Source organism: Petrotoga mobilis SJ95, assembly GCF_000018605.1.
GTDB classification, from domain to species: Bacteria; Thermotogota; Thermotogae; order Petrotogales; family Petrotogaceae; genus Petrotoga; species Petrotoga mobilis.
The window spans coordinates 1,434,983-1,460,714 of record NC_010003.1; the positions used below are offsets into that span (position 1 = coordinate 1,434,983).

Genomic DNA, 25,732 nt, shown 5'->3' on the forward strand with positions numbered 1-25,732 from the left:
TCAGAATCTCTAACCCTTCTTTACCACTTCTTTACCCCGCTCCCTACACATTAGGAACTTTATCCTCAAATTCCTTTAATCTGGAATCGTTAATACTACAGTTTCTTTTGTTATCTTTTTTTCCGCTACTACTGTGAGGTGTAGAATATACTTTTTTCTTATCGAAGGGTATACCTTTTGGTATTTTGTTACCACCAAGTTCTTTTGTTAAAGTTTTAACAGAGATAAGTGTCCCTTTGTTTTTTGATACCATCTACAATTTCCCCCTTTTCCTTGAATATAGAAATTCCCCTACTAAATTGTTTGTCAATTTCATTTCCCACATTCGATCATATTAGGTGTCTATGAAAAAGGCTTGTTAACTCATAGACATAAATACAATAGAACCAATTCCTTATTTTAATGACAATTATTTATCACCTAATACATAAATATCTAATTTTTCTACCTTCGTTTTTTGAAAGATATTCCAACAGAAAAACTACTTGAGATGTTTAAGATACAGCTGGTAACCTTTATTATAAGCTTTTTTGTTTCTTATATTTTTTTATTCATCTTTTAATTTTTCTATTATTGGTAAAGTTTGATATATCTGGTAGTTTTCTTTGGTAACTAATATTAAAAATCCTCTGTGCGCCAATAATTTTATCGGTTTCTCTGTAAATGGTTCCTCGTTAAATATTTTAGCTGTATATTTCCCATCATCTTCTTCAACAAGTACAGCCATTTTGAGCTTGTTATCCGATATAGAATGGTAAAGTATGAAGATATTTCCTAATGAGTCGATCGCAAAACTGATAATCTCATCATCTTTCAATTCTTCGACAAATATTACCTCAAAAAATCCTTGGGGGTAAGTGTATTGAAAAATATGGTTTGAAGAATCTCTAACAAATAAACTTCTTTCAAAAGTTAAGGCTTCTTCAAATTGTTGGGCATCTATACCTACGTATTTTATTCCTGCCGTTGCAGGAAATGAAGAAAGAATCTCACCTGAGATCGTCATCCTGATAATTTCATTTTTCTTTTTATCGATAAACCAAAAATCTTCTTTCTTGAAAGACCCATTTTGAATAAATACATTAGTAGGCGGGGAAAGTAATAAGTCATTCTTTGAATCAATTCCTACGTCTATTGTATTGACTAAATCACCTTCTAAAGAGAAAACAACTACTTCCTTTATTTTTTCCGAATAACCAACAAAGTACTCTGAACCTTCACCTGGTATCCATCCTAATTTTACAAAGATTAAGTTACTTAATTCGTAATCTTGATATTCTTCTTTCGGAAATGTGTGAGCAATACTGTGTGGTTCATAATTATCAGGTTTGAGAACTGAGTAGATTTCGATAAAATTTTCCACAAGGAGGTTATCTGGATCTGAGTAAACATAAAACTTATTATCGAAAAAAGAAAATGCATCAGTAATTGGGGAAGAATTATCACCGGCCGGAGCAAAAGATAAAGTAGAAGATAGAGAAATATTCATAAACATATTCTCCTTTGTTTCGTTAGCAAATAAACTGCTAACACCAAAAGCGGTAAACACAAATAAAAGAACAAATAACATCATCCTCTTTTTGATAATCATTTTCATTAAACCTACTTCTCGTATTTAATCTTTCTCATCCAACAACGTTCTAGTCCCATCTTTTGATTTAATCTTTGTTTAAAAAGCACTTGTTACAAGCAATTTTCATCTTTCCTACTTTTATTATACCCTTTTCCATATGATTTTCAACTGTTTTTTTAAAGGTTGACTCTATCACGAACATAATGGCTAATTAATCTTTCATACAACCAACTGACTTTCTATTATTTCTTTGTAAATGGGGGCATTTTTTAATAACTCTTCGTGCATTCCTTCTCCTCTTATCTCTCCATCTTTCAACAGTATCACCTTGTCTGCTTTTCTTATCGTTGATAATCTGTGGGATATTATTATCAAAGTCATCTCGTACTCTTTCAATTCATCGAATATTTCTTCTTCTGTTTGAGAATCTACCCCTGACGTTGCTTCATCCAGTATCAATACCTTTGGTTCCCTTATCAATGCTCTTGCTATCGCTACTCTCTGCCTTTGCCCATCCGATAACTTACTTCCCCTTTCTCCCACTACCGTGTCGTATCCTTCATCTAAAAGCCCTATGAATTTATCTACCTTCGCTTTCTTTACCGCCTTCATGAATTCTTCTTGGGTGAATTCATCATCCAGCATTATGTTTTCTTTGACCGTCATGTTGAATAAATAATCATCTTGCCTAACAATGGTAATATTTTTTCTTAATTGCTTCAGATTATATTTTTTAACATCTATACCGTTGATCATCACTTTTCCTGTAGCGGGTTCGTAGAATCTTGGGATTAGATTAACAAAAGAGGATTTACCTGCACCACTTGTTCCAACAATTGCGACTTTTTCTTTTGTCCCAATGGTTAAGTTTATATCATGCAAGACAGTGCTGTCTTTATATTTAAAACAAACGTTCTCATAGGTAATAGGGTAATCATTATTAGGAAAAGATTTTCCTTCTCTCATGTTTTCTTCAGGGAAATCATGTATTTCAAAGATACGTTCTGAAACTTGTCGGACTCTTTGCATTTGAATATAGAAACTGCTAAGATTTCTTATAGGAGTAAATATCCAACCCAGGTATGCATAAAACCCCATTAGGGTTCCAAGAGTAGCATTTCCTTTTAATATTAGATATGCACCGTAACCAAGTATCAAAACAGGAATCAATTCATATATAAAAGACATGAAATCTTCAGCAGATTGATTAAGCATATTTAGCCTGTTTTTCTTCTTAACCCAAATCCATGATATATAGGAGAATTGTTTTGAAAAAAAATTTTCTTTACAAAAAGATTTTATAGGCATAAGACCTTCTATTTTTTCTCTCAATTCCTCAGTAAGATCACTGTAAGCGATCCTTTCTAACTCAGAACTTTTTTGAAGATTTTTATCAAATGCTCGAAGTGAAAAATAATAAAAAGGAACCATGATGAAGGTAATAACAGCAAGTTGCCAATTTAGATATAACAAAACCAAAGAAACAACGATGAGTTGTATAATATTATAGGTGATTACTGAGATTCCTGCTCCAAGGAAAAAAGAAACTTCCAACGTATCGGAAAGCACTCTTGACATGAAATCACCAATTTTGTTATAGGAAAACTCTTTTATAGGGATCGTTAATATTTTTTTAAACATATAAATTTGTTCATCTCTTGCAGCTAAATTGGTAGATTTGTAATAGCCATAATTGACAATAAAGGAAATTAACCTTTCAGATAATATTACGATGGTAAAAAGGATAACAAATGGTAATATTTGCGAAAATTCATGGTTACCAATTATATCATCAATAAGATATTTGATTAAAAAGGGACTTAGAATAGAAACCAGTAACAATAATGGTGTAAGAATCAGAGGAGTTTTCTGATACTTTAAGTATTTTTTGGAGTATTTTAACAATTTTCTCAAACTTCGATTATTTTCTTTTTTCAATTTTATACCTCCTGAGATGTGTTTTTGGCATATTCTAATAGCAACTCTTTTACAATTTGTTTTCGAATTTCGCAATCAGAGAAAGAAGGAACCATATTCCCCCTTTGCAGATAATTTGCGGAGGGGCAACTAGAACAATAATTTTCTAAATAACAGTTTTTACATTTATCGTATCTTGCCTTTTCAACCATTGCTTTTTGCTTAATCGCAAAGGTTTCTAAATTCATTTTTAACTTTTCTATATTTTCCCCAACATTTCCTATCCTAAATTTTTCCATTCCCACTAACATATGACAGGAATAAATGTCTCCAAATGTGTCTACTGCATAACTCTCTATTCCCCCATCACAGAAATATTTAGTGGGGGCATAATTTAGAACAGTATTTTCAACATGTTCTTTGAACTCATCTATATTATATCTTGGATAAGAGGTTATGTTTTTTAAGGACTTTAACATTTTAACATCATATTCATGCAACATTTCTATTTCAACGTTTCTTGGCAAAGCCAAAGAAGGATCTTTAGAGATTACAGGAATTACAAAAACCAATGAATCCTTTAATCCTAATTCTTCTTTAAAATAATTTATTAAATCTGATGGTAATATTCCTTTGTCAAAATGGATCTTTGTATAAGTAACTTCGATCGCATGAGGTTGACCGTATTTTTTTAAATAATTGAGATTACCAATCACGGAGTTATAAGATGGTTTACCATTCTTAAAAGGTCTTAAAATATTTTGAATTTCAGAAGGTCCATCACAGCTAACTGTCAATCGTATTTCCGGATAATCTTGTAATAGTTTTGCAAACTTTTTCACTATTTCTTCAGGTACGCCTAATCCACTTTCTACAAGGAAATCTGGTTTCTTCTGAATAATTTTTTCGGAAACTAATTCTTGTATTAATTTAATTGTGTACTCTATTAGTTCCAAATTTAATAAAGGTTCTCCACCAAAAAACTGGATCATCCCTATATTATCAAAAATTGAAAGAAAAGATTCCAAGCTGTTTTTTACAATTAGAGGTTTCATAAAAGAAGGGTGACCATATGTTCCTTTTTTTGCATAGCAATAAAGGCAACCTAACAAGCATTTTTGGGATATTAAGAGATTGAGCCGACGTAAGTTTTTACTTTCTTTTTTAAAATTTAAATCTCGAAATAACTCTATTAATTCATTTTCTAATTCAGGAGATTTATTTATTTCTTTTATAACGAATTTTTTTATTTCTTCTTGATTCTCTATTTTTAGAAGTTTGTCAAAGAATTCCATATGCTTTTTATCTAATGAATATGCGTTTAAAGTTGATTTATCCCATAAAACAGTGGCTCCATTTTTTTGGAACAAGAAAAGATCTTGTAGCCGTTCCCTTTTTGTGATTATCAAATCGAGTGCTTTGTTCAATTAATTCACATCCTTTCGAGTTTGATTTTAATTAATTAAACTTATATCATGTATCAAGGATTCCTTTTTTAAGGAATCCTTGATCTTACTTACCATCTTATTTGCTAATCCGCTTTATTTAGGAGCAGGTTGATTACCACAAGAACCAATTAAACATCCACAAGCGGGGACGTCTCTGCTCGTAGTGTTTAATTTTATCATTATTATCCACCTCCTTTCATTTTTACTTTTTTCTACTTTCCCTGCAGGGTTACTTCTTGCCGGCAAATAATTCATAACCTCACAATCTTTTCCTTCAAAAACTTATCTAGATACTTTCTTAAATCTTCTAAGCTTTTTCAAGCGTTGTTTTTTGTCTAGAGTAACTGACCTAAACAAGCATTTACTCTACTTCTTCCACTACATTTACAATCTCTGGAGGTTCTATACCATTTGTCTCATTTACTCCATCATTATCTCCTCCAAAAACAAAGATACCCCCTAACACCAGAACAGTGATCAACAAAGCAACAAAAAATTTCTTCATCCTCTTTCACCCCCTTGAATTATTCTTTTAATTTAAAACTAATATCCCAAATAATTCAATCCCTCATTTTAATCATACCCTTTTCCATATGATTTTCAACTGTTTTTTTAATCGACTTCAAATATTTATTGATAAAGTATTACAGAGATCAGTCAAAAAAATACTTATGTTACAATCAAACTCGATAATTTTTGTTATCTTTAAATTACTTATATTTTCTTTTTCTTTTTTTATCTGTATCGTGGTACAATTATGTTTGAATGGTTTCGATCTATTTTTAGAAAATTTCTATGTTGAATAGAAGTAAACGAATATTCTATTATTATAACGCTGTGTAAATATTTCATGAGGACAGGGAGGTTCTTAGAATGAATCTTCGATCTTTAATTGAAATTGTGAGTAAAGGGCAGTTCATAAGACCAATTTTAAATTATGTTATTCATTACTTAGAAAGTGATAGACCAGATAAAAATAAAAGCATCGTCAATTACATAAACGTTTTGAAATTAAAATGGGATGTTAAATACGATGAAGCCCTTGAGATAATAGATGGAGAGTTACAGGGGTTGAAGAAAGGTGGTTTATATTATCTTTTTTTGGATCAAAAAATTTATATATTGAATAGAATTAAACAGAAAGAGGACGTTAAAAAAGTATTCGAGGAACTAAAGGATAATTTTGATAATATACCTGTTTATCTCAGAAGACTTGTTGTAGAAACTCTAAAAAATCTACATGAATTGTATTATGAATCCGATGAAAATATGGAAAAGATAAGATATTGGAGTGAAAGTTATGAAAATACTCCTGCCACCAAAGGCTTCATATTACTATCGAAAGCAAGAGAGAAAAAGAACGAAGAAAGATACGATGAAGCAGTTTCTTTAAACATCGAAGCATTTAAGATTTTAAAAACCATTCCACATCCTTCTGGTATGGTACAAGCTTTAAATAATATATCTTGGTGGTTGAAAGATACAAACAAAGAAAAAGCTTTAGCTTTTTCTTTTCCATTAGGATTCTATCTTGGTTACTATTTTCATGATAATAACTTTAATGTTTTCAATTCACTTGATACTATATTTCAAGTACAGAAGAATAATAAAGATCCTTTGGTTTATGAGACCGCCTTCATTTTTTCACGTTTAGTTTCGTCGTTGAGTGGTGATAAGAAAAAAATAATCTGGAATGAGTTTGAATATACCATTCACGATGTCAGATGTTTTGTTTTGAATATTAGAAATAGAAATAGAAATTACTTAAACACAAAAACCTTGAGGACTTTCATAAGGAAAGAGATAGGAAAAGAAAAGATATCCATAGATTCAATAAACATTTCTGAAAGAACATTAAAAGAGTTTTTATTTGAAGAGACACAGTACATTCAACCAAGTATCTTGAGAAACATAATAGATGCTCTTGAGTTTGAAATCGATACATCCACACCTATATGTATAATCAAAGAATTGAAAAAGAAGGATATAGATAAGAAGTTTGAGATAAACCTTGAAAAGTTTAAAAACCTTCCGAAAGGAAGACAAATATCAGAATTCTTTACCTCTTACCTCATTCATTACTACAAAGGAGAGATTGATCTAAAAAAGGTAATTAAAGAGATAGAAGATGACAGTTTAATTGAAGAAAGATGTGATTACTACACGAAAGAGTTAATAAACTCTATCTTTGAAAGAAATCCAAAGATAGAGTTTAATTCTTTACTAACAAACGTTCAAAAACAAAGAATCTACACAAACAAAAATATAACCTTCAACGAACATCCTTTTTATTTGGGAAGGAAAGAAGTTGTAAAAAGGTTTATGAAAGACTTAAATAAAAAGAATTTAAAAGAGTTCATAGAAAATTACATTGGTCTTGATACAACACAAAAAAAGACGATAGAAAAGTTCATAATGAATTACGGTAGGTACTATGATTTAAAGGATATCCCCAAAGAATTCACACCGAAAGTGCCAGAAGAGATTAATCCATTCGTGAAAAAATATACGTTGAAAAGAAAACCTTTGGCTCTTTCTTTTTATGTTTTTGAAGGTGAAGATAGAGAAGAGTTTGTGGAAATTATTGGCAATTTTTAATTAAAAAAACGCCCTTTTTTGGGCGCCTTTTCAGAAATTGTTTTATTATTTTCATCCATTCTCCATCCCAACTTAGTTGGGGAGAGAAAGTCTTAATTTTCGATAGATGCTATATTTTCTTGTGATGTTTTTGGTTCTTTACTTGGTTTTTTTAAATCAATTCCTAAAAATTGACTCATATAGAGATTGTAGTAAAAGCCTTCATTTTTCATTAGTTCTTCGTGATTTCCAGTTTCTACAATGGAACCGTGATCCATTACTAAGATTGTGTCGGCATTCCTGATTGTAGATAATCTATGAGCAATGATAAAGCTTGTACGTCCTCTCATCAATTTTTCCATAGCTTGTTGTATTAATGTTTCCGTACGTGTGTCAACAGAGCTCGTTGCCTCATCCAAAATCAAAATTTTAGGGTCTGCAAGGAAAGCCCTTGCAATGGTTATCAATTGTCTTTGACCTTGTGATAGGTTTGAGGCTTCTTCATCTATTATTGTGTCGTAACCATGGGGTAATGTTCTAACAAAATGATCCACATACGCTGCTTTAGCAGCTTCGATGATCTCTTCATCAGAGGCATCTTCTTTGCCGTATGCGATATTTTCTTTAATCGTGCCTCCAAAAAGCCAAGTGTCTTGAAGCACCATACCAAAGTTTTTTCTGAGGTCTGATCTTCTCATTTGCCTAATGTCAACACCGTCCAAGGTGATTCTTCCATCTGTGACATCATAGAATCTCATTAAAAGGTTTACAAGTGTTGTTTTTCCTGCACCTGTTGGTCCAACTATCGCTACATTTTCTCCAGGATGAACAACTAAGTTTAAGCCTTCTATCAAAGGGTTTTTCGGATCATAACTGAAAGATACGTTTTCGAACGCTATTCTTCCTTCTACTTCAGGTAATTCTACAGGATCGATTGGATCAGGAACCTCGTCCTCTTCATCAAGGAATTCGAATACTCTTTCAGCAGAAGCGATAGTAGATTGCAAAATATTTATAATATTAGCTGTTTGAACTATTGGTTGGGTGAACATTCTTGAATATTGGATGAACGCCTGGACATCTCCAAGTGTCATTAGACCGTTTGCTACTCTAAGTCCGCCGATAACACTAACGGCTACATAGTTAAGATTGTTTAGAAAGGCTATTGCAGGTCTTATTATGCCTGATATGAATTGAGATTTGAAACTTGCTTGGTATAATCTGGCATTTTCGTTGTCGAATGTTTCTTTAGCTTCTTTTTGTTTGTTAAAAACTTTTACAATGTTATGACCTGAATATGTTTCTTCTACATGACCGTTGAGTTTTCCCGTGCTGTCCCACTGTGTTTCAAACTGTTTCTGAGATTTTTTTACGATGAACATTGTGACAATTAGAGATAAAGGAATCAACGTCAACGCTATCAATGTGAGCAAGGGACTTATCGTTAACATCATAACGATTACACCGATTATAGTAACAGTAGCTGTTATGATCTGTATTAACGTTTGTTGAAGCGTCCTTCCTATATTATCAATATCGTTGGTCACTCTACTGAGAATATCACCGTGGGAATGACTATCAAAATATTTAAGTGGAAGTTTTGCTAATTTGTTATCAACTTCTTTTCTGAGACTATAGATGGATTTTTGAGAGACACCAGCCATCATATATTGCTGTAGCCAATTGAACAGGGCTGATAAACCGTAAATTACTAATAGGGTTAATAAGATTTGTACGAGTTTGTTGTAATCGACTCCCTGACCTGGGACTATATTCATTGGTCCAATCATTTCCGCAATTTGATCGTTCCCTGAGAGCTTAAGCATTTGTATAGCTTGTTCTTTTGTCATATTTTCTGGCATATTTTTACTTATTATACCTTCGAATAACACATTGGTGGCGTTACCTATTATCTTAGGGGCTGTTATCATAAAAACGGTAGCCAAAACGGCAAAAGAAACAACGAATAAAATAGGTACTAATTGAGGTTTTAAATATCCAAGTAATCTTTTTAAGGAACCCCAGAAATTTTTTGGTTTTTCCCCAGGGGTTGCTCCTCGTCTGCCCATTCCCATTCCCCTGGGTTGGTTAGTTGAACTTGTAGAAGTTTTTGTGTTATTGGGACTCATGCTGTTTCCTCCTCTGGTAACTGGGATTTTACAAGCTCTCTATATACTTCACATGATCGCATAAGTTCTGAATGTTTTCCTTGTCCTGCTATCGTTCCATCATCGTTTAGAACGATTATTAAATCTGCATTAAGTATAGTACTTACCCTTTGAGCTACTATTATAACTGTGGCATTTTTAGTTTCTTCTTTTAAAGCTTCACGAAGGTTCGCATCGGTTCGGTTATCCAAAGCTGAGAAGCTATCGTCGAATATATAGATCTTAGGCTTTTTGACGATTGCCCTTGCAATTGATAAACGTTGCCTTTGACCCCCGGAGAAGTTCGTTCCTCCTTGATCAACAGGAGCTTGTAGTTTATCAGGTAATTCTTCTACAAAATCTTTCGCTTGGGCTATTTCTAAGGCATGCCACATTTCTTCTTCTGTTGCATCTTTCTTACCATATGCTAAGTTGGAAGCTATCGTTCCACTGAATAGATAAGCTTTTTGAGGTACAAAACCTAAGGAGTCTCTAAGATCTTCCATCGACAGTTCTCTAATATCTACACCGTCGATTTCTATTTTCCCATCGGTGACTTCGTAAAAGCGTGGGATCAAGTTTATAAGAGTGCTTTTACCGCTTCCGGTACTACCTACAATTGCGGTAGTTTTGCCTGGTTTAGCCTCAAAAGAAATATTTCTTAATACAGGTCTCTCAGCCTCTTCGTACCTAAACGTTACATTTTTGAAGGATACAGTGCCTTTTTTACTTTTCAAAATAACTGGATTGTCTGATTCAGTAATTGTAGGCTCTGTTTCTAATACCTCTTTGATACGATCGGCAGATGCTTCTGCACGAGGCCACATGACAAACATCATCATTGCCATCATTATTGATATGAGTATTTCCATGATATAGGTTAAGAAGGCTGTCAAGTTGCCTATTGGCATTGCTCCACTGTCTATTCGCATCGAACCGAACCAGAGAATACTTACGGTTGAAAGGTTCATAATAAGCATTAGAAGAGGCATACCTAATGCTAATAATCTGTTTACTTTTATAGCGGTTTGAGTTAAGTCGTCATTAACATTATCGAATCTTTTTTCTTCACTTTTCTCTTTCACAAAAGCCCTGATAACACGTACACCCATTAATTTTTCACGTAGAACACGGTTGACGTTATCAAGCTTTACTTGCATGCTTCTAAATAGTGGAATTGCCTTACGCATTAGAAAGAATACAACAATTCCCATCAGTGGTATTATCACTAAAAGCGAAGTAGAAAGGACAACGTCTTGACGTATAGCCATAATAGCACCACCTATTGCCATTATGGGTGCAAGAATCATAACGTTTAACATTATTAATACCAACATTTGAATTTGGTATACATCATTCGTGTTTCTCGTTATCAACGAGGCGGTTCCAAACTTGTCTATATCGTTTTGAGAGAAACTCATTACCTTATAATAAAGATCTCTGCGTAAGTCCTGGGCAAATTTTGCAGAGATTCTTGAGGCAAAAAATGTCGCCCCTACAGCAGCACCAACGAGTAATAGGGAAAATAACAACATCTTTCCTCCGGCTTGCATGATGTAATTGAGGTCTCCTTTGGCAACACCGTTGTTGATAATGTCTGCATTTAAGTTTGGTAGGTATAAGTTTGAGACAGCTTGGACGGTGAGTAACACCAATGCCAAAATTACTTCTTTATAATACTGTTTTAAATACTTGCTTAGTATGGTTCTCATCCTTGATCTTCTCCTTTTTGCAAATGTTTTGATAGGTTGTTGGATATTTTTTTTAGTAACTCGTTAAATGTGTTGAGTTCTTCATCTGATAACCCTTCAAAGCTGTATCTCACGATCTTTGAAAAGGATGTTTTTAAATTTTTTATTTCTTCTTCTCCTTTTTCAGTTAAATGGATCTGAAGAGTACGCATGTCGTTAGGATCAGATTGGCGGAGTATGAGCCCCATTTTCTCCAGCCTTTTGAGAATCAAAGAAACAGTTGGAGGAGCTACATTCATGAGTTTTGCAAGATGTATTTGACTTATTCCAGGATTTTTCGAAATGTGCCATAAGCAAACTCCTTGCCCCGGATAGACATCTTTTTCTGCCATGATTTTAAAATTTAACTGTCTTTGCAGGTTCATTACTTGAAAGAATTGTTGGACAACGTTGATCGTTGAGGGATCAAGTTCATCAAAAGGGAAATCTTCTGTGCAAAGTGTTTTGTCTTTCATTTCATTTCTCCTCTCATTTCATAATTGTTAGCGCCCTTTCACCCCGCTCCCCACCCGTGAGGAAAAGAGTCTTTATTAGCGCCCTTTCACCCCGCTCCCCACCCGTGAGGAAAAGAGTCTTTATTAGCGCCCTTCCCCCGCCCCCACCCATTTAAGGAAAAGATCTGTAGTTTCAAAGACTGCGTCAATCTTCTATTAGTATGCTAATAATTAACTCACTAACTATTAGCATACTAATAATTAGTATACTATCTTTTTTTGAAATATCAAGGTTTTATTTGAAATTTTGATTAATAGTTTATATCTTTTGAATACATCTCTTAATCTTTTGAGTGAGTTACCTGGCGAAAGGGCGCTAAAAACATTATGAGAAGTGTTGACGAGAAGATAAATTTATAATACTAAACAAATGTATCATAAGATCAATTAATCCTTAAATAATTCAGATACCATTTTATCAGGAGTTAAAAGAAACAAGTCGTCAGTTTGAAATTTGAGTAACTCTGGTGTAAAACCAGATTTGGAAAAGAAGATGTATTTTGTTTGCTTGTTTTCAAAGTTTACATAGTTACTTCTCAGTTTCAGTGTCTCCAAATCTTTTATTCCCATCTTTTTATTAGTCCACTTGCATTCACCAAAGAGGATGTTGTCGTCGTTATATGCTACTATGTCTATATCATACGATAAGTTTTTTGAATAAGGGACCTTTCCCCAGCTTTTTCCTATATTATTAATGAGAAAACCAGGATAATTGGGTTTTTCTTTTAAAAATTGTATGCAGATATTTTCAAACTGATGGCCAATATGAGTGGGCAATTGTTGGTATATTTTTTCTAATGCGCTTTTAGGATTGAATTCTATTTCTGAAAGGTATCTACCCAAGAGGTTAAAGTAAAAGTCAAAAAATTCATCGTTTATAGAATATCTTGCGTTTCTTCTTTTTCTGTCTAATATGCTGTTTTCTTTTTTTAAAATCTCATAATTATTCACTAGTTCGTTTAAATATTTTGAAAGGGAAGTAGAAGGGATTTTTGAAATGTCTTCTATCTCCTTGAGAGTTTTATTGCCTCCCCCGATTGCTTCCAATATTGAAAAATAGGATCTATGTTCAGAACCAAATTCTAAAATTAAAATGTTTTTAGACTCTTCTTTGAAAGGTGAAAAATCGGCGATGAATAAGTCGTATATCTTGTTTTTTAAATTATCTTTGTCTTTAAAGCCCCACAAATATTTGGGAACACCACCTACAAGGCTATAGATTTCTAAAGCTTCTTCAGTGTCGTAACCAAAGTCGAATAACATCTCTAGTCCGCTTTTTAAGTTGAACTTTTTGAGATTAATAAAGTTATTCACTCTTCCAAATAAGGGCATTTTTTCTTCCATAAATATTTTTTTGATGAGTCCTGTGTATGAACCCAAAACCGTAAGCTTTGTGTTGTATTTTGTTTCATCCCAAGCATGTTGCAAAGAATAAAGTATATCGCTATTTACCAAAAAGAAATTTTGGAATTCATCAAAAATTATGTGATCAAATCTTTCAAAAAGATCCGTAAAAAGGTCGTACCAATTTGTGTAAATTGCCTTAGAAAAAAGACTACTCAGTTCTTTTAACAGTGCCTCTTCTCTTTTTACTTCAACAAAAAAATATAAAAAATTCTCACGATTTTCATAGGCTTTTTTAATGAGAGAAGTCTTTCCTATTCTTCTTCTTCCGTATAAAACCGTGAATCTTTTTTCTTCAGAGTTTAGGATTTTGGTAAGAGCTTCTAATTCTTTTTCTCTATCATAAAAGTTCATTTATAGCGCTCCTTCGCCGATACGTTAAGGGGGCAAGCCCAATCATAAAAGTTCATGACGCACGACTTTTATATACTGATCAGTAATATACTGGTGAGTATATTACTGATCAGTATATTACTCGTCAGTATATTATATCACAATATAATGATCTATATTCAAATCTATTATATCGAATGCGTTTTTTATTTTGTTAGACCAGTTTAGGTTTATGAGGTGTTCTATTCTTGTGGAGATGACTGTTTCCAAGTTGAGGGTATTGGCTAAGTCATAGTGCTTTTTTAAGTTGGTTAATCCACCAACTTTGGTGATGTCTAAGACGACCCCTGAAGCAATATTTGATACTCTGATAATATCCTCAGGTTGTTCGATGGATTCATCCCAAAAAATCGGGTAGTTTATATCTAGGTTGCTTAAAGTATTTTCTTTATACTTTGGTGTTGGCTGCTCTAAAGCCATTATTTCCGAGGTTTTTAGAAGTTTTAGAATGAGTCTGATTTCATGTTGGGGGAATAATCCTCTCAGGTCGATCCATAGTTTTTTATTTTTGAAGAGTTTCAATATTTTTTTAAACTCTGAGAGCAACGGTTTTTCTAAGAACTCCATCTTTACAATTTCTTCATCTTTTTGAATTTCAGGAAGTAAATCAAAGATATTGGTGTCTTTTTTCCAAAAAATCCTAAAGAGAGATTCTTGTGAGATACCTTTTTTAGTGGGGAAGAGTAAGTTTATAGGGTCGTAATTGTATTTGTTTGTTAGGTAGTCAAAAATGGCTAAAAAAACAGCGGTTTTTGAAGAGTTGTCTCTTTTTATCTTTTCATTGAATTTTTCTTCGATATTGGGGATATTTTCAATATCATCTTCCATTTCAAATAGGTCTCTAATCAATTCCAATATCGCCATAGTAGTTTTAAATGTTTCGCCAAAATAGTAATTGGGGGTGGCTGCCCCAACCCCCTGAATTCCTTGTTTGTCTATGAATTTAAATATCGCATGCTCTTGCCATTCCATATTTAAATTTTTTAAGATTGTTCTTTCTTGCCAGTAATATACGTCTCTTTTTCTTTCTTTCATGAATTTTCAGCCTTCTTAGTATATATTTTCCATGAGTAAAAACCAAAATAAGGAAACTAATATTGCATAGGTTGGCGATAAGATTAGCTCTTTTATATTCTTTTCTTTTACAAAGATAAGTTTGTATGCCAACCCAGCACCTAGTGCTATAATAGACCATAGGTAGTTTTGAGCCATCATAAAAATGAATATCGCTAACCTTTCCGATGCGCCGATTGTGTCTTTTCTTTCTTTTTCGAATAGGTTGAAAGTTCTGAATAAGAAGCTTCCAAAACTTGTTGTTACGATCATTCCTACAATATAGAATTGAAAAACATTGGATAAGAAGGAATCTTGAAAAAAGTTTCTGAATAGGTATGACCAAAGAAAAAAAGCCCCTAAAAATATGATTTCGAAGTAAATGTTGGTGTTTTTGTTTTTTATTCTTAATAAGTCTATACCTATGTGAAGAAGGACAGAAAGTGAAACTATTAAAAGCATCCATCCTGTTAACATATCAAAATTGAAAGCCAAAAAGACCAATAAGACCCAGATTAGATGTTTATAATAACTGGATTTATCCAAGAATTTATCAGAATAAACGTTGGTAAAGGCAAAATCAGATACAAAATGACTTAGAAAGAGTGTCATTGAAAACATAGTATACCTCCATTAGTATTCCCAATAATTTTTTTCGACGACTTTTAATCTTGAGAAGTCTCCTTTTTTTCTTCCTACTTTCGCACAAGGCCTACCATCGACTTCTACTATATCGGCTGTGAAGTCAACTTTTTGTTTCAGTAACGATGATCCAACACCGTAGAGATCTACGGGAACTTCAAGGGTTTCAAATAAATCAATTTTTTCTTGGTTGAATCCCCCTGAGACCATTATTTTTAAATTGTTCATTCCTAGTTCATCGAATTTTCTCCTCGCCCGCCAGACCATCTCCGGGTTAACTCCTAAAGATGATTTGTCTTTTGGAATAACGGATTTGTCCCTTAAGGATCCGGATGTGTCGAATCTAACTGCCCAAATTTTGTCTTTTCCTTCACCAATTATCTTAGACAAGTCTCCCCTGTCAATATTGGGTTTTTCACCGTATATGTGTTCGTAAAAGTCTTTTGCTACTTTGATGGTCGTTCCGATAACGTCGTTGTCCCAGTCTACTAACACCATTCTATTTACGTGACCATCTACGTATTTGTTGAAAGCTATAGCTGCGTCTGAGGTGTTACCATTGTAAGCGGCAATTAAGGCATGAGGTATTGTTCCTAGAGATTCAACCCCCCAATAATCAGCGTTTGCATCGGTAGATACCCCAAAGGCTCCAGCTTTCAAAGCTGCATAACCGTCGGTTGTTTGAACCCAAAAATGGTCGAATCTTGCACTGAAAAATAAAATCGGTTTTCCTTTGGCAGCATTGACAACTTTCTTTACAGCGGTAGCCGTACTAGAAGCCCTTGCCATTACCCCTAAAAGAAGCGTTTCCAAATACCCAAAATAAACAGGATTACCCTCGATTACGAAAACAGGTTCCATACTCTTCGCTTCGTCTCCATCGTTTAAAGCTAATACTTCTATTTCGTCCCATTTATCTACCCATAAACTGTTTAATAACATTCTTAGGTCCCATTTTTTATTTGTGCAATTTAGAAGTTCTTCTTTGTCCATTCGTGTAGAGGCGTCTTGTATTGCTCTTTCTATGGTTAAAATTTCATCAAAGATCTCTTTTGCCTTTTCTTCATCTTTGTAGTAACCTGTTCCGTAAGTTAAAAGAGCTAACGCTTCGTCTAGTCCAACTACTACACAGTCTGCCCTTGGGAAGAATTGATAGGTTACATTTACTTTTCTCTTGTCTTTTTTTAGGACTTCTACATACCTTGTGAAATATTTGTCGGTGTAATAGCCCATTCTTATTTTGTCGATGGGTACTTTAAAGAGTTTTGGATGTAATCTTTTATTAGTATCGTTTAAATCCATTTTTTCCACCTTCTGATAAATTTTTTTCTAAATCGAGTAGATATTTTTTCCACTTGATAGTTGGAGTGAATTTTCCTATACTACCATCGCTTTTTATTACCCTGTGGCACGGGATAATTATGGGTAAAGGGTTTTTCTTCATCAAATTTCCTACAGTTCTGTACGCTTTTGGATTTCCAGCCTTTGATGCCAATTCTTTGTAGGTAATTACACTTCCCTTTTTTGTGTTATACAGAGTTTCGTAAACCCTTTTTACAAAAGCTGTTTCACCGGGGAAGTCGAATATTTCTTTTGGGATTTTTTGGAGATCTCCATATAGATATGCATATATTATATCAAAATGTTTCTTTGTTTTCGAGTTGTAATAATTCTCATTTTTATTAACGCCCCTTCGCCCCGCAGCCCACCCGTCTAAGGAAGGAAAATCTTTATTCTTTTGTCTTGCAGCCGACCCGTCTAAGGAAGGAAAATCTTTATTCTTTTGTCTTGCAGCCCACCCTTCTTTTTGAAAGGTTAGCCTTATCTTAGTTATCTTGTCATTTTTGACATAGATTATCACACTACCGATAGGAGTTCCTATTACGGCTTTCATCTTTCCAACTCCTTGAAATCAACGGGAACTATGTACGTAGTTCCTTCCCTCATGGTTATTCCGTAAAAAAGCTCGGCAATTTCCATCACTATTTTATTGTGGGTTATTATCAAAAATTGAGACTTTTTAGAGTTCTCTAATATTAAGTCTGATATTTTGGCAGCGTTTAGGTCATCCAAAGGGGCATCGATTTCATCTAGTATATAAAAAGGACTCGGGTTTAGATTCATGAGTGAGAAGAGAAAAGCTATAGCTATGAGAGCTTTTTCTCCTCCTGAAAAGAGAGAGAGCTTTTGAAAGTTCATCCCAGATTTTTTTACAGATATTTGGATCCCTTTTTCAAACTCTTTGCCCTCACCAATTAACCTGAGTTCACCGTATCCATTTGGAAAAAGTTTTGAGATGAAGAATGAGAATTCTTTGTTCAGATTGTTAAAAAATGTGTTGAATTGTCGTTGAGCTTCTTCGTCTAGATTTTTTATACTTTGTTTAAGAGAATTTATGGATTTCATTATGTCTTCTTTGTTTTTTAGATTTTCTTGGTATTCTTTTTCTACTTCTTCGTATTCGTCTAAAACAGTTAAATCAACCGAACCTAGCTTTTTTAATGAACTTTCCAATTCTTTTTGTTTGTTCCCAAGTGCCTGGATGTCTTTCTCGGGCAATTCTTTTAGCTCGAACTCTTCTTCGTTAATTTCTAAGTTTTGGGCTTTTTCGTTTAGGAATTGTATGTTGTGGTTGGCTTCTTTTATTTCAAATTCAATCTCTTGATTTTTTTGTTTTATTGTATTTATTTCAGTTTTTAACTTGTCTATACGATTTTCATAATTTTCCAAGTCTTTGGCCTTGTCGTATTTGCCTGTCCTACTTTGTTTCATCAGTTCAAATAATTTTGAAATTTCGTTGTTGAGAGAGTCTTTTTCTTTATTGAGTTCGTTTATGGCTTGGTTTATTTTATCGTTCTTTTCTTTTAAGCTATCAAAGGATTCTTTAGTTTTTTGCTGTTTAATTTTTATTTCTTTTAATTCATTTTCAATTGCTGACTTTTGATTTTTGTAGTATTCGTACTTTTCTTTTATGCTCTTTAACTCCATTTCTTGGCCTATAAGCTCTTTTTCTATTTGATTGAGTAAAGTTCTTTTTTCTTTGATGGTTTCTTCGATTTGTTGCATTTTCTTAGTCGTTTGAGTAGTATTTTGATGGTTATTTTCGATTTCCATTTTTAATGATTGTATCTCTTGATCAAGGGTTTTGGTTTTTTCTTCATAGTTTGCTAATCTTTCGTTGTAGAAAGTTATACTTTCTTGCAGATTTTTAATTTCTTCCTTTATTTTTTTGTAGTCAAGGTCATGTGCGTTTTTTGTTACTGTTGCTTGCCTTAACTCGTCTTTTGTTGATTCTAATTCTTCTTTTTGAAGATTAAGTTTTTCTTTTACTTTGTTGTATAGGGTTTGTTTGTTTGCAAGGTCGTTTCTGATTTTGTTAAGATCTTCTTCTATTTCAGAGATCTCTCTTTTTCTTTTAAGAACCGTAGAAGAATGATCGTATTTAGATTTTCCTCCGGTTATGGCACCAGAAGAGTAGACTAACTCGCCGCTGAGAGTGACAATATTTCCAGGATACTTCATTTTCGATATTTTTATAGCTGTTTCGATATTATCGACTAACAGTGAGTTAGAGAAAACGTACTCCATAACCTTTCGATATTCTTGAGTGTAGTTTACTAAATTGATTACAAAGTCTATGGTGCCGGGTTCTTTTAAGAAGTTTTTTGGTAATCGTACTTCAGTCCTTAATAGATCAAGTGGAAGAAGGGTGATTTTTCCATTATTGCCTTTTTTCACAAGATCCAAATACTCTTTTGCCTTTGACGAATTTTTTATTACTATGTTTTGTATTCTTGAACTGGCTATTGTCGAGACCGCTTCTTCATATTTTTCTTCTGTGTTAATTAAATTGGCAACGACATCCACTACGTTATCGTCATCTTTAAAGACTTTGAAAAATTCTTTTATCGTTGTTGAGAATCCTTCGTATTCGTTGATCTGCCTGGTTAAAGATTGATATGTGTAAAACAGATTCTTTTCATTTTGTTGAAGAGAGTCAATTTCTGATAAAAGGGTATTGTAAGAGTTTTCCGTGTGTTTTAACTCGTCGAATTTCTTTTTTAATCTTTGTTCTAATTGAATTTCAGTGCCTTTTGTATGAGAGAGTAGTTCTTCTATTTCTTTCATTTTTTGTAAATTGTTTTCTAATTTTGTTTTCAAGGTATTTATTTGATCTTTTAGTAAGTTAATTCTTTCTTGGTTACTGCTGTATGTTGTTTGGAGGTTTTTTAGTTCTGTTTCTTTCCTTTCTTTTTCTTGAGATGCCTTTGATAATTCGGATTCTAAGGTTTTGAGCGATTCTTCTTGTTTTTCTATTTCCTGTATAATACTATTCTTTTTTTCGTTTATAAGGTTTGTTTTGTTTTGGGTTTTTTCTTCTATTTCTCTAAAATCTCTTTCGTTTTTAGAGAGTTCTTTTAACTGTTGTTCAAGCTTGTTCATTTTTTCTTCTAAAGAGTTTAATTCCCACTCTTTGCTTATTATTGAAGAGTTGTTCTCATTCAGTTCTTCTGTTAAATGGTTTTTTTCATTTTCTATCGTTTGAACCCTTTGCCTGTAGTTTTCTACCATGTCTCCGTTGATGGATAGTTGTTTGTCAGTATCTTCTATTTCGCTTTTTAAATTTCTATAGCTTCTTTCTACTTCAAAAAGCTCTGATAGCAGAGATTTCATTCTTTGAGAATTTTCTTGTATCTCCTTTTGATATGTTTCTATCTTTTTTAGGAAAGATATTTTAGAAGCACCAAAGTACATCTTTCCTATTCTTTTGATTTCATTACGATATTCAAGGTATTTTTTTGCCCTACCAGCCCTAATGGATAAAGATTTTAATCTTTTATCTACAACGAATAGTAAATCGTTGATTCTGTCTAAATTTTCAGTTGTCTTATTCAATAGATTGATCGATATTTCTTTTTTTTCTAAGTACGTGGCTATGTTTGAAGCATCCAACACGATATCTCTAATATTTTCAGGCGAGGAGTTAACTATTTCACCAATTTGGCCTTGTCCAATAATCGAGTAAAAGCTTTTCCCGGTTCCTTTGTTGAATACATTTTGCACTTCTTTAAGTGTGGCGACTTTGTTGTTTACATAGTACTTGTTGGATTCGTCTTTCTCCAATATTTTTGAGATTTTAATTTTTTCATTGTTGTCGTTTTGTACTACTAGCGAAACTTTTGCATAGTTGGAAGAGTCACTTCCATTGCTTCCTATGTGCAATACATCGTTTTTTTCTGATATTCTCATCTGTTTTTGAGATTGCTCTCCTAATAACCATCTAATCGCGTCTACAATGTTTGATTTCCCCGATCCGTTTGGACCGATTATCGCGATAATATTTTTATCTAAATTAAAATATGTTCTTCTGCCAAAACTTTTAAAACCCTCTATCTCTAGGGATAAGAGTTTCAAGTTTGACTCCCTCCAGCATTTTCGAGGCTTTTGATCTTCTCTTCAACCGTTTTAGTAACCTCTTCAACATCCTTACCTTGTTTTAATGCTCTGTACATGATCCCGATTATCCTCATATCCAGGTATGCGTACCATTTTGGAGATCCTTTAGTAGAACTTTGGTTTCTTAAGAGGTAACTTGGATGAAAAGTTGGAAAGATTTTAATGTCTCCATACCAGTTGAAGAAACGTCCACGCGATTGAGTTATCTTAGATTCACCCGTAAAATAATACAGCGGTGTATTGCCAAGGGTTACGATTATTTTTGGTTTGATAACAATTATTTGCCCATCAAGATAGGATTGACAACTTTTAACCTCTTCTTGTGTGGGAACCCTATTTTGAGGAGGACGACATTTAACTATGTTTGTGATGAAGACATCGTTTCTTTCCAATTTTGCATACTCTTTGAGCATCTTTTCTAAAAGTTGTCCCGCTCTTCCAACGAAAGGCTCTCCCAAAGCGTCTTCATCTGCACCAGGACCTTCACCTACAAACATTATTGGTGAATCAACGTTTCCGGAACCTGGCACAGTATTAGTTCTTGTAAGATTCAAGGGACACTTTTCACATACCTCTATCCTTTTGGCGATCATTTCGATATTCTTTTGTTTTTCCTCGTTGCCGTATAGGAACATTAATATTCCTCCTCACATTAATCCAAATTCAAACCCATCATCACCATATGAGATATTTTTATCGGGTATATAATTGATAAAAAAAGATATTCTGAACGAGGCTAAATCAAACTGGGGTAGTAAGGAAAATTTAGTCTGTACGTTCAACGTCCAGCACACAATTTTTTTCTGTATTTCAAACTCTGTGAAATCCCAGCTTTGATCCTCTATATTATAATCAAAGTTTATTTTTGCAAACTCGCTTTTATCCCTGTTGTTTATGTCGAAGCCTGTTTCAAGAGACTCTGAAATGCGGTAGGTTGTATCTATTCCAAAAGAGTAATTTGAACTTTTTTCCAAGAAATTTAGGTCTAAGTCGTAGACAGTGTACTCTTCCTTCATGTCAAAATCCCCGTAAATTTTGTTACCTTCATAATAAAAAAGAAAATACGTTAAAACCTCTGGGATCTTTTTGGTGAATGTTTGTTCATGAATATAATACCTATAATCCAATTGTAGCCGATTTCTATTGTACCTCAAAATTTCTCTGTTTTCAATATAATCTACCTTAATCTCTTCTTGATGGCCATAATCAAACTCACTTCTATGGGTTAAAGGGCCAATGACGTTGGTTAGTTTGATGTTTGTTGTATCCGGCTGGATCGTATTGGGATCAGTAGTATCAAACTTGGTCTGTGTTTGTAAGGTATTTTTAGTGTTTAATAGATTTATGTTGGTTTGAGTTTGAAGTTCCATTTCTTGCAAATCTGGGGAATTTTCAGCATTTCTTAGATCAAAACTTCTGTTTAACTTTGCAGAGTTCGTAAAATTTTTTTCAAAAAGAGAGAAAGAATACCCTACGTAATCGTTGTAATTCAATTCGTCTGTGGCAGAGGGAGTGAGGGAGTTTTCTAAGACCTTTACGTATTCTAATGAGTTACCAAATTCGAAAACACCTAAATCAATTTCTAAGCCCGGTTCTAAAGAGTAATCAAAGAGCGTTTTCCCAGAAGAGTATTCTTCACCGGGTATAAAATCGTTGTTATAGTTGAAGTGAATTGAATCCTCCATGTTGAATTTTAAATCAAAATTATTTCTATCAATCTCATAAAGGGTATCTTTGTAAGAGAAAGTATTTTTAGTTTCTAATCGATTTTTGGTGGTTTCTGTTGCGACGGTGGTGTAAGCGTAATCAAAATCGCCGTACATTCTGGCGAATGTTTCATAGAAGTTGTACTTTCCTTCAATATCTATTTCACTTTCTTTCGTATCCCATATCTGATCCATAGAAAGGTTGGATATGTCCCCATATGAATGAGAGTTGAGCTTGAGCTTTGATAAAGAGATCAAAGATCTCCCATATTTCTTTTGAAAGGCTTGAGATTCAACGTTTAAAAATAGAATATCATCAAATCCCTTAGAATCCCAATAAATGTGTGAATGTATGTTTTTAAGGTCTCCCAAATTCGTTTCCAATTTTGGGATATTTAACGACAGGGATTTTTCTTTTGTTGCTGGTTGAACTTTTAACTCCAATTTTGCAATTTCACTGACTTCGTTATCTTCGAAAAATTGGTAAGAAACTCCTAAGTTGTTATCGTTGGTATCTGGAGAATTCAGACCTGTAGATAGATACAAGCTTCCATATAGAAAAGGGACACCGTATTTTAGTGTCACTTCTTGATCTGTTTCTTGTGTGATTAGATCGTTGGCCGTGTTGTAAGATAAGTGGACTTTCGATCCGTTTTCAAACTTATAATTAATTTCTGTTAGTAGGGAAAATTCGTTGTTATCGTATCCAAACGTGAGAGACATGGGTTCTTCTTCATCTTCTGATAAACTTTGAAAATAGAAAGGTAGGTATAGAACGGGGACCCCGAAAAAACTAAGTACCACATCTCTGGCTATTAAAAAATATCCTGGAAATATGTCGACTTTCCTGGCTGAGAAGTAATAAGTTATACAGTCCTCGCATGTTGTTAATTTCGTCTGGTTTGTTTCTATTATATTTTCTTGCATCGGCTTTTCCATGCTTTCAGACCATATGCGGACTTCTATTTCTTTCTCTGCCTTATACTTTTGTATGGTATATGAATTTACAAAGACTGCGGAATCTTCCTCGAAGTTTACGGTTATCTCTGAGGCTTGTATAGAGATATCTTCATATAGATAAGTTATATCTCCAAAGAAAGTCGCTGCTTTAATCGTTCCATCTTCGTTTAATTCACCTTGAGCTGAATCGGCTTTTATCGTGGAACCTTCATACTCTACATAGACGTTACCTTCTAAAAATAACAGATCATCTTTCAAATAAAAATCTTCACTCGTTATATTTACAGGTGCAGAAAAAAAGGAAGAACCAACAAGAATAAACAATATTACAGAGAAAATTCTTTTCAAAGGCTCGAGAAGTTTGTAAGATACTCTTGTATCCAGCATTAAGAATAGAAAAGTACCAATAATACCAAATATTATGTTGGGGATCCAAACGGATATCGTTGGATTTATTATATGCTCTTTTCCCAAAGCAGACAACCAAGCGCCAGAACCTTGATAAATTATTACCAGCACAAAAGTCGTAATTACACTCCAAGATTTACTTGTTAAATTTAAAAACAAGGACAAGGCAATTCCTAAAATACAAATTACTAAGGGAGCCAACGAGTTAGCAAATTTTGACTGGTAAGAAACTATTAGACCGGAGACATCCAAACCAAGTTTGGAAAAAGTAGTTATTTTTTCTTTTAGTTCCTTTGAGGTCATTTCATTAGCACTTTTAGAGAAGTTCAGAAATTCTTCGACATCTTCTTGAATATCGAGTTGCAATTGATCAAAAGTTATGTCTAAGTCGAGAAATCCATCTTCGTTGGTTCTGAACATCCTTCCGTTTTTCATGTACCAACCGTCAGGACCTTTTTGAGCTTGTTGAGCGTTAAAAACAGCGGTGTAATCATTTTTAACCTCGTATAAGAGCACGTCGTATAAAATTCCACTTTCTCTATCTATCTGTTTTACAAAGAGGTATCTTCCATCACCAACATCCACAAATTGGTTTTCTTCGATCTGTGCTTGAGGCCTTTGATAGACGTACAATGCCATAGCTTCTTTTGCCTTGTAGTTTGATACGGGTACGATGGTGTTGAAGAGTGCAAATGTGAAAAAAGATAACAAGAGAGAAATCGTCATGAAAGGTATGATTAATTTTTTCATCGGTATTCCCAACGTTTGTAGAGCAATTATTTCGTTTGCAGAGGAGAGTTTTGAAATAACCCAAAATATACCAAAAAGCACTCCCACAGGAATGCCCATGGAGATAAAATATGGTAGGTGATACCAAATCAATATCAGTAGTTTTGAAAATCCCACATTGTTTCTAACGATTATTTCAGATAGTTGGTAAAGTAACTCCAAGCTCACAAAGACTATAAAAGCAATTAAGCCCATAAAAAATGGCGGTATGAATTCTTTTGAAACGTATTTGAAGAGCTTCTTCATGGGTTTTCTTCTCCCAAGAAATAGAAGAGTTCTAAATCGTTATTTCTACATTTGTACAGTTCTCCTGTCAACGCCCAAATGATATTTTCAGAGATGTTTGTGATAAAATCTGAAAAGTTTGCTAAATTGTTTAAGACTTCTATATGAAGAGAAGCGGATTTAATAGATTCTTTGGACTTGTACAAGTACGATTTGTAGGCTTCGATCAGTCCTTTCACTTCTTCGTTGAGAATACAACTTTTCTTGGCTTTTTCAAAAAAACTTTCTTTTACCTGATCTGTCATCAATTTGGCGGCTTTGATATTGATCAAATCTGATAGTGAGGATAAAACAAGTGAAAGGTTCTCTTTGGTTAATTCCAAACTGTCTTCAAAATTTGTAGCGTTTACAGTAGAAGGGGTTTTGAGTATTTCAATTATCAATTTGGCATTTTTTTCGCATATGTCTCCCATGTTTTCAAATATTTGGACTAATTTTGAGCTCATGAAACAAGCTTTTAAGTAAATGCCTGTGTAATTACCAGAGGACAATAAGATAACGCTTTCATAATTTAGGCTTGCTTCGATGAAATCTAATCTGTCGTCTTGATTTATTATTTCTTTTGCTAATTTATCGTTTCTTTCGAGATAAGCATCCCCAAATTTATAGTGCATTTCTTGAACTATTCTACCCATTCTCAAGACATTATTCAAATATCGTGTCAATCGATTTAAACTGATGCTGTTGATTTGGCTGACATTCTCTTTTTTGAACAAATTATATGCCTC

19 protein-coding genes are annotated in these 25,732 nt (G+C 33.5%); 1 reads left to right on the top strand and 18 read right to left on the bottom strand.

What is annotated here, in order from left to right:
* Positions 1–43 precede the first annotated feature (43 nt).
* The 6 genes from PMOB_RS06855 to PMOB_RS10670 all read right to left on the bottom strand — a co-directional run bounded on the left by PMOB_RS06855 (position 44) and on the right by PMOB_RS10670 (position 5,443).
* Positions 44–253 carry a hypothetical protein gene (locus PMOB_RS06855; RefSeq protein ID WP_041534108.1) on the bottom strand — a complete coding sequence of 70 codons (210 nt, stop codon included), beginning with the start codon at positions 251–253 and terminating at the stop codon, positions 44–46.
* Positions 254–547: 294 nt separating this feature from the next.
* Positions 548–1,597, bottom strand: a complete 1,050-nt coding sequence (locus tag PMOB_RS06860) for a hypothetical protein (RefSeq protein ID WP_041534109.1) — start codon at positions 1,595–1,597, stop codon at positions 548–550.
* A gap of 195 nt (positions 1,598–1,792) precedes the next feature.
* Positions 1,793–3,511 carry an ABC transporter ATP-binding protein gene (locus PMOB_RS06865; RefSeq protein ID WP_012209142.1) on the bottom strand — a complete coding sequence of 573 codons (1,719 nt, stop codon included), beginning with the start codon at positions 3,509–3,511 and terminating at the stop codon, positions 1,793–1,795.
* 2 nt (positions 3,512–3,513) lie between these two features.
* Positions 3,514–4,917, bottom strand: a complete 1,404-nt coding sequence (locus tag PMOB_RS06870; RefSeq protein ID WP_012209143.1) for a radical SAM/SPASM domain-containing protein — start codon at positions 4,915–4,917, stop codon at positions 3,514–3,516.
* Positions 4,918–5,031: 114 nt separating this feature from the next.
* On the bottom strand, positions 5,032–5,193 hold the full coding sequence (locus PMOB_RS10665) for a hypothetical protein (protein WP_155811083.1): 162 nt from the start codon (positions 5,191–5,193) through the stop codon (positions 5,032–5,034).
* 106 nt (positions 5,194–5,299) lie between these two features.
* Positions 5,300–5,443, bottom strand: a complete 144-nt coding sequence (locus tag PMOB_RS10670) for a hypothetical protein (RefSeq protein ID WP_155811084.1) — start codon at positions 5,441–5,443, stop codon at positions 5,300–5,302.
* Positions 5,444–5,811: 368 nt separating this feature from the next.
* Here PMOB_RS10670 and PMOB_RS06875 point away from each other — a divergent pair, with 368 nt between their 5' ends.
* Positions 5,812–7,536, top strand: coding sequence for a hypothetical protein (locus tag PMOB_RS06875; RefSeq protein WP_012209144.1), 1,725 nt, complete (start codon positions 5,812–5,814; stop codon positions 7,534–7,536).
* A 92-nt stretch (positions 7,537–7,628) separates the two neighbouring features.
* On the opposite strand, the gene PMOB_RS06880 is transcribed toward PMOB_RS06875, so the two are convergent.
* From PMOB_RS06880 to PMOB_RS06935, 12 genes are all read right to left on the bottom strand, one after another.
* Positions 7,629–9,644 carry an ABC transporter ATP-binding protein gene (locus tag PMOB_RS06880; protein WP_012209145.1) on the bottom strand — a complete coding sequence of 672 codons (2,016 nt, stop codon included), beginning with the start codon at positions 9,642–9,644 and terminating at the stop codon, positions 7,629–7,631.
* Positions 9,641–11,374, bottom strand: coding sequence for an ABC transporter ATP-binding protein (locus tag PMOB_RS06885; protein WP_012209146.1), 1,734 nt, complete (start codon positions 11,372–11,374; stop codon positions 9,641–9,643). The genes PMOB_RS06880 and PMOB_RS06885 overlap by 4 nt, the downstream gene beginning before the upstream one ends.
* Positions 11,371–11,868 carry a MarR family winged helix-turn-helix transcriptional regulator gene (locus tag PMOB_RS06890; protein WP_012209147.1) on the bottom strand — a complete coding sequence of 166 codons (498 nt, stop codon included), beginning with the start codon at positions 11,866–11,868 and terminating at the stop codon, positions 11,371–11,373. The genes PMOB_RS06885 and PMOB_RS06890 overlap by 4 nt, the downstream gene beginning before the upstream one ends.
* Positions 11,869–12,294: 426 nt before the next feature.
* Positions 12,295–13,665 (bottom strand): ATP-binding protein, encoded by a 1,371-nt coding sequence (locus PMOB_RS06895; RefSeq protein WP_012209148.1) that lies wholly within the window; start codon positions 13,663–13,665, stop codon positions 12,295–12,297.
* A 132-nt stretch (positions 13,666–13,797) separates the two neighbouring features.
* Positions 13,798–14,739, bottom strand: a complete 942-nt coding sequence (locus tag PMOB_RS06900; protein ID WP_012209149.1) for an enolase C-terminal domain-like protein — start codon at positions 14,737–14,739, stop codon at positions 13,798–13,800.
* 15 nt (positions 14,740–14,754) lie between these two features.
* Positions 14,755–15,378 carry a hypothetical protein gene (locus PMOB_RS06905; RefSeq protein WP_012209150.1) on the bottom strand — a complete coding sequence of 208 codons (624 nt, stop codon included), beginning with the start codon at positions 15,376–15,378 and terminating at the stop codon, positions 14,755–14,757.
* A 12-nt stretch (positions 15,379–15,390) separates the two neighbouring features.
* Positions 15,391–16,701 carry a nicotinate phosphoribosyltransferase gene (locus tag PMOB_RS06910; RefSeq protein ID WP_012209151.1) on the bottom strand — a complete coding sequence of 437 codons (1,311 nt, stop codon included), beginning with the start codon at positions 16,699–16,701 and terminating at the stop codon, positions 15,391–15,393.
* Positions 16,682–17,293 carry a methylated-DNA--[protein]-cysteine S-methyltransferase gene (locus tag PMOB_RS10275; RefSeq protein ID WP_012209152.1) on the bottom strand — a complete coding sequence of 204 codons (612 nt, stop codon included), beginning with the start codon at positions 17,291–17,293 and terminating at the stop codon, positions 16,682–16,684. Before PMOB_RS10275 ends, PMOB_RS06910 begins: the two co-directional genes overlap by 20 nt.
* Positions 17,290–20,814, bottom strand: coding sequence for a chromosome segregation protein SMC (gene smc, locus PMOB_RS06920; RefSeq protein WP_012209153.1), 3,525 nt, complete (start codon positions 20,812–20,814; stop codon positions 17,290–17,292). Before smc ends, PMOB_RS10275 begins: the two co-directional genes overlap by 4 nt.
* Positions 20,811–21,491, bottom strand: coding sequence for a uracil-DNA glycosylase (locus PMOB_RS06925; RefSeq protein ID WP_012209154.1), 681 nt, complete (start codon positions 21,489–21,491; stop codon positions 20,811–20,813). The genes smc and PMOB_RS06925 overlap by 4 nt, the downstream gene beginning before the upstream one ends.
* 12 nt (positions 21,492–21,503) lie before the next feature.
* Positions 21,504–24,965 (bottom strand): LptF/LptG family permease, encoded by a 3,462-nt coding sequence (locus tag PMOB_RS10280; RefSeq protein WP_012209155.1) that lies wholly within the window; start codon positions 24,963–24,965, stop codon positions 21,504–21,506.
* Positions 24,962–25,720 (bottom strand): phosphate signaling complex PhoU family protein, encoded by a 759-nt coding sequence (locus PMOB_RS06935; RefSeq protein WP_012209156.1) that lies wholly within the window; start codon positions 25,718–25,720, stop codon positions 24,962–24,964. The genes PMOB_RS10280 and PMOB_RS06935 overlap by 4 nt, the downstream gene beginning before the upstream one ends.
* Positions 25,721–25,732 lie beyond the last annotated feature (12 nt).

Excerpts from the sequence above, each read along its gene's own strand:
- PMOB_RS06855 (WP_041534108.1), bottom strand. The coding sequence starts at position 253 with ATGGTATCAAAAAACAAAGGGACACTTATCTCTGTTAAAACTTTAACA.
- PMOB_RS06860 (WP_041534109.1), bottom strand. The coding sequence starts at position 1,597 with ATGAAAATGATTATCAAAAAGAGGATGATGTTATTTGTTCTTTTATTT.
- PMOB_RS10665 (WP_155811083.1), bottom strand. The coding sequence starts at position 5,193 with ATGAATTATTTGCCGGCAAGAAGTAACCCTGCAGGGAAAGTAGAAAAA.
- PMOB_RS10670 (WP_155811084.1), bottom strand. The coding sequence starts at position 5,443 with ATGAAGAAATTTTTTGTTGCTTTGTTGATCACTGTTCTGGTGTTAGGG.
- PMOB_RS06875 (WP_012209144.1), top strand. The coding sequence starts at position 5,812 with ATGAATCTTCGATCTTTAATTGAAATTGTGAGTAAAGGGCAGTTCATA.
- PMOB_RS06880 (WP_012209145.1), bottom strand. The coding sequence starts at position 9,644 with ATGAGTCCCAATAACACAAAAACTTCTACAAGTTCAACTAACCAACCC.
- PMOB_RS06885 (WP_012209146.1), bottom strand. The coding sequence starts at position 11,374 with ATGAGAACCATACTAAGCAAGTATTTAAAACAGTATTATAAAGAAGTA.
- PMOB_RS06890 (WP_012209147.1), bottom strand. The coding sequence starts at position 11,868 with ATGAAAGACAAAACACTTTGCACAGAAGATTTCCCTTTTGATGAACTT.
- PMOB_RS06895 (WP_012209148.1), bottom strand. The coding sequence starts at position 13,665 with ATGAACTTTTATGATAGAGAAAAAGAATTAGAAGCTCTTACCAAAATC.
- PMOB_RS06900 (WP_012209149.1), bottom strand. The coding sequence starts at position 14,739 with ATGAAAGAAAGAAAAAGAGACGTATATTACTGGCAAGAAAGAACAATC.
- PMOB_RS06905 (WP_012209150.1), bottom strand. The coding sequence starts at position 15,378 with ATGTTTTCAATGACACTCTTTCTAAGTCATTTTGTATCTGATTTTGCC.
- PMOB_RS06910 (WP_012209151.1), bottom strand. The coding sequence starts at position 16,701 with ATGGATTTAAACGATACTAATAAAAGATTACATCCAAAACTCTTTAAA.
- PMOB_RS10275 (WP_012209152.1), bottom strand. The coding sequence starts at position 17,293 with ATGAAAGCCGTAATAGGAACTCCTATCGGTAGTGTGATAATCTATGTC.
- PMOB_RS06925 (WP_012209154.1), bottom strand. The coding sequence starts at position 21,491 with ATGTTCCTATACGGCAACGAGGAAAAACAAAAGAATATCGAAATGATC.
- PMOB_RS10280 (WP_012209155.1), bottom strand. The coding sequence starts at position 24,965 with ATGAAGAAGCTCTTCAAATACGTTTCAAAAGAATTCATACCGCCATTT.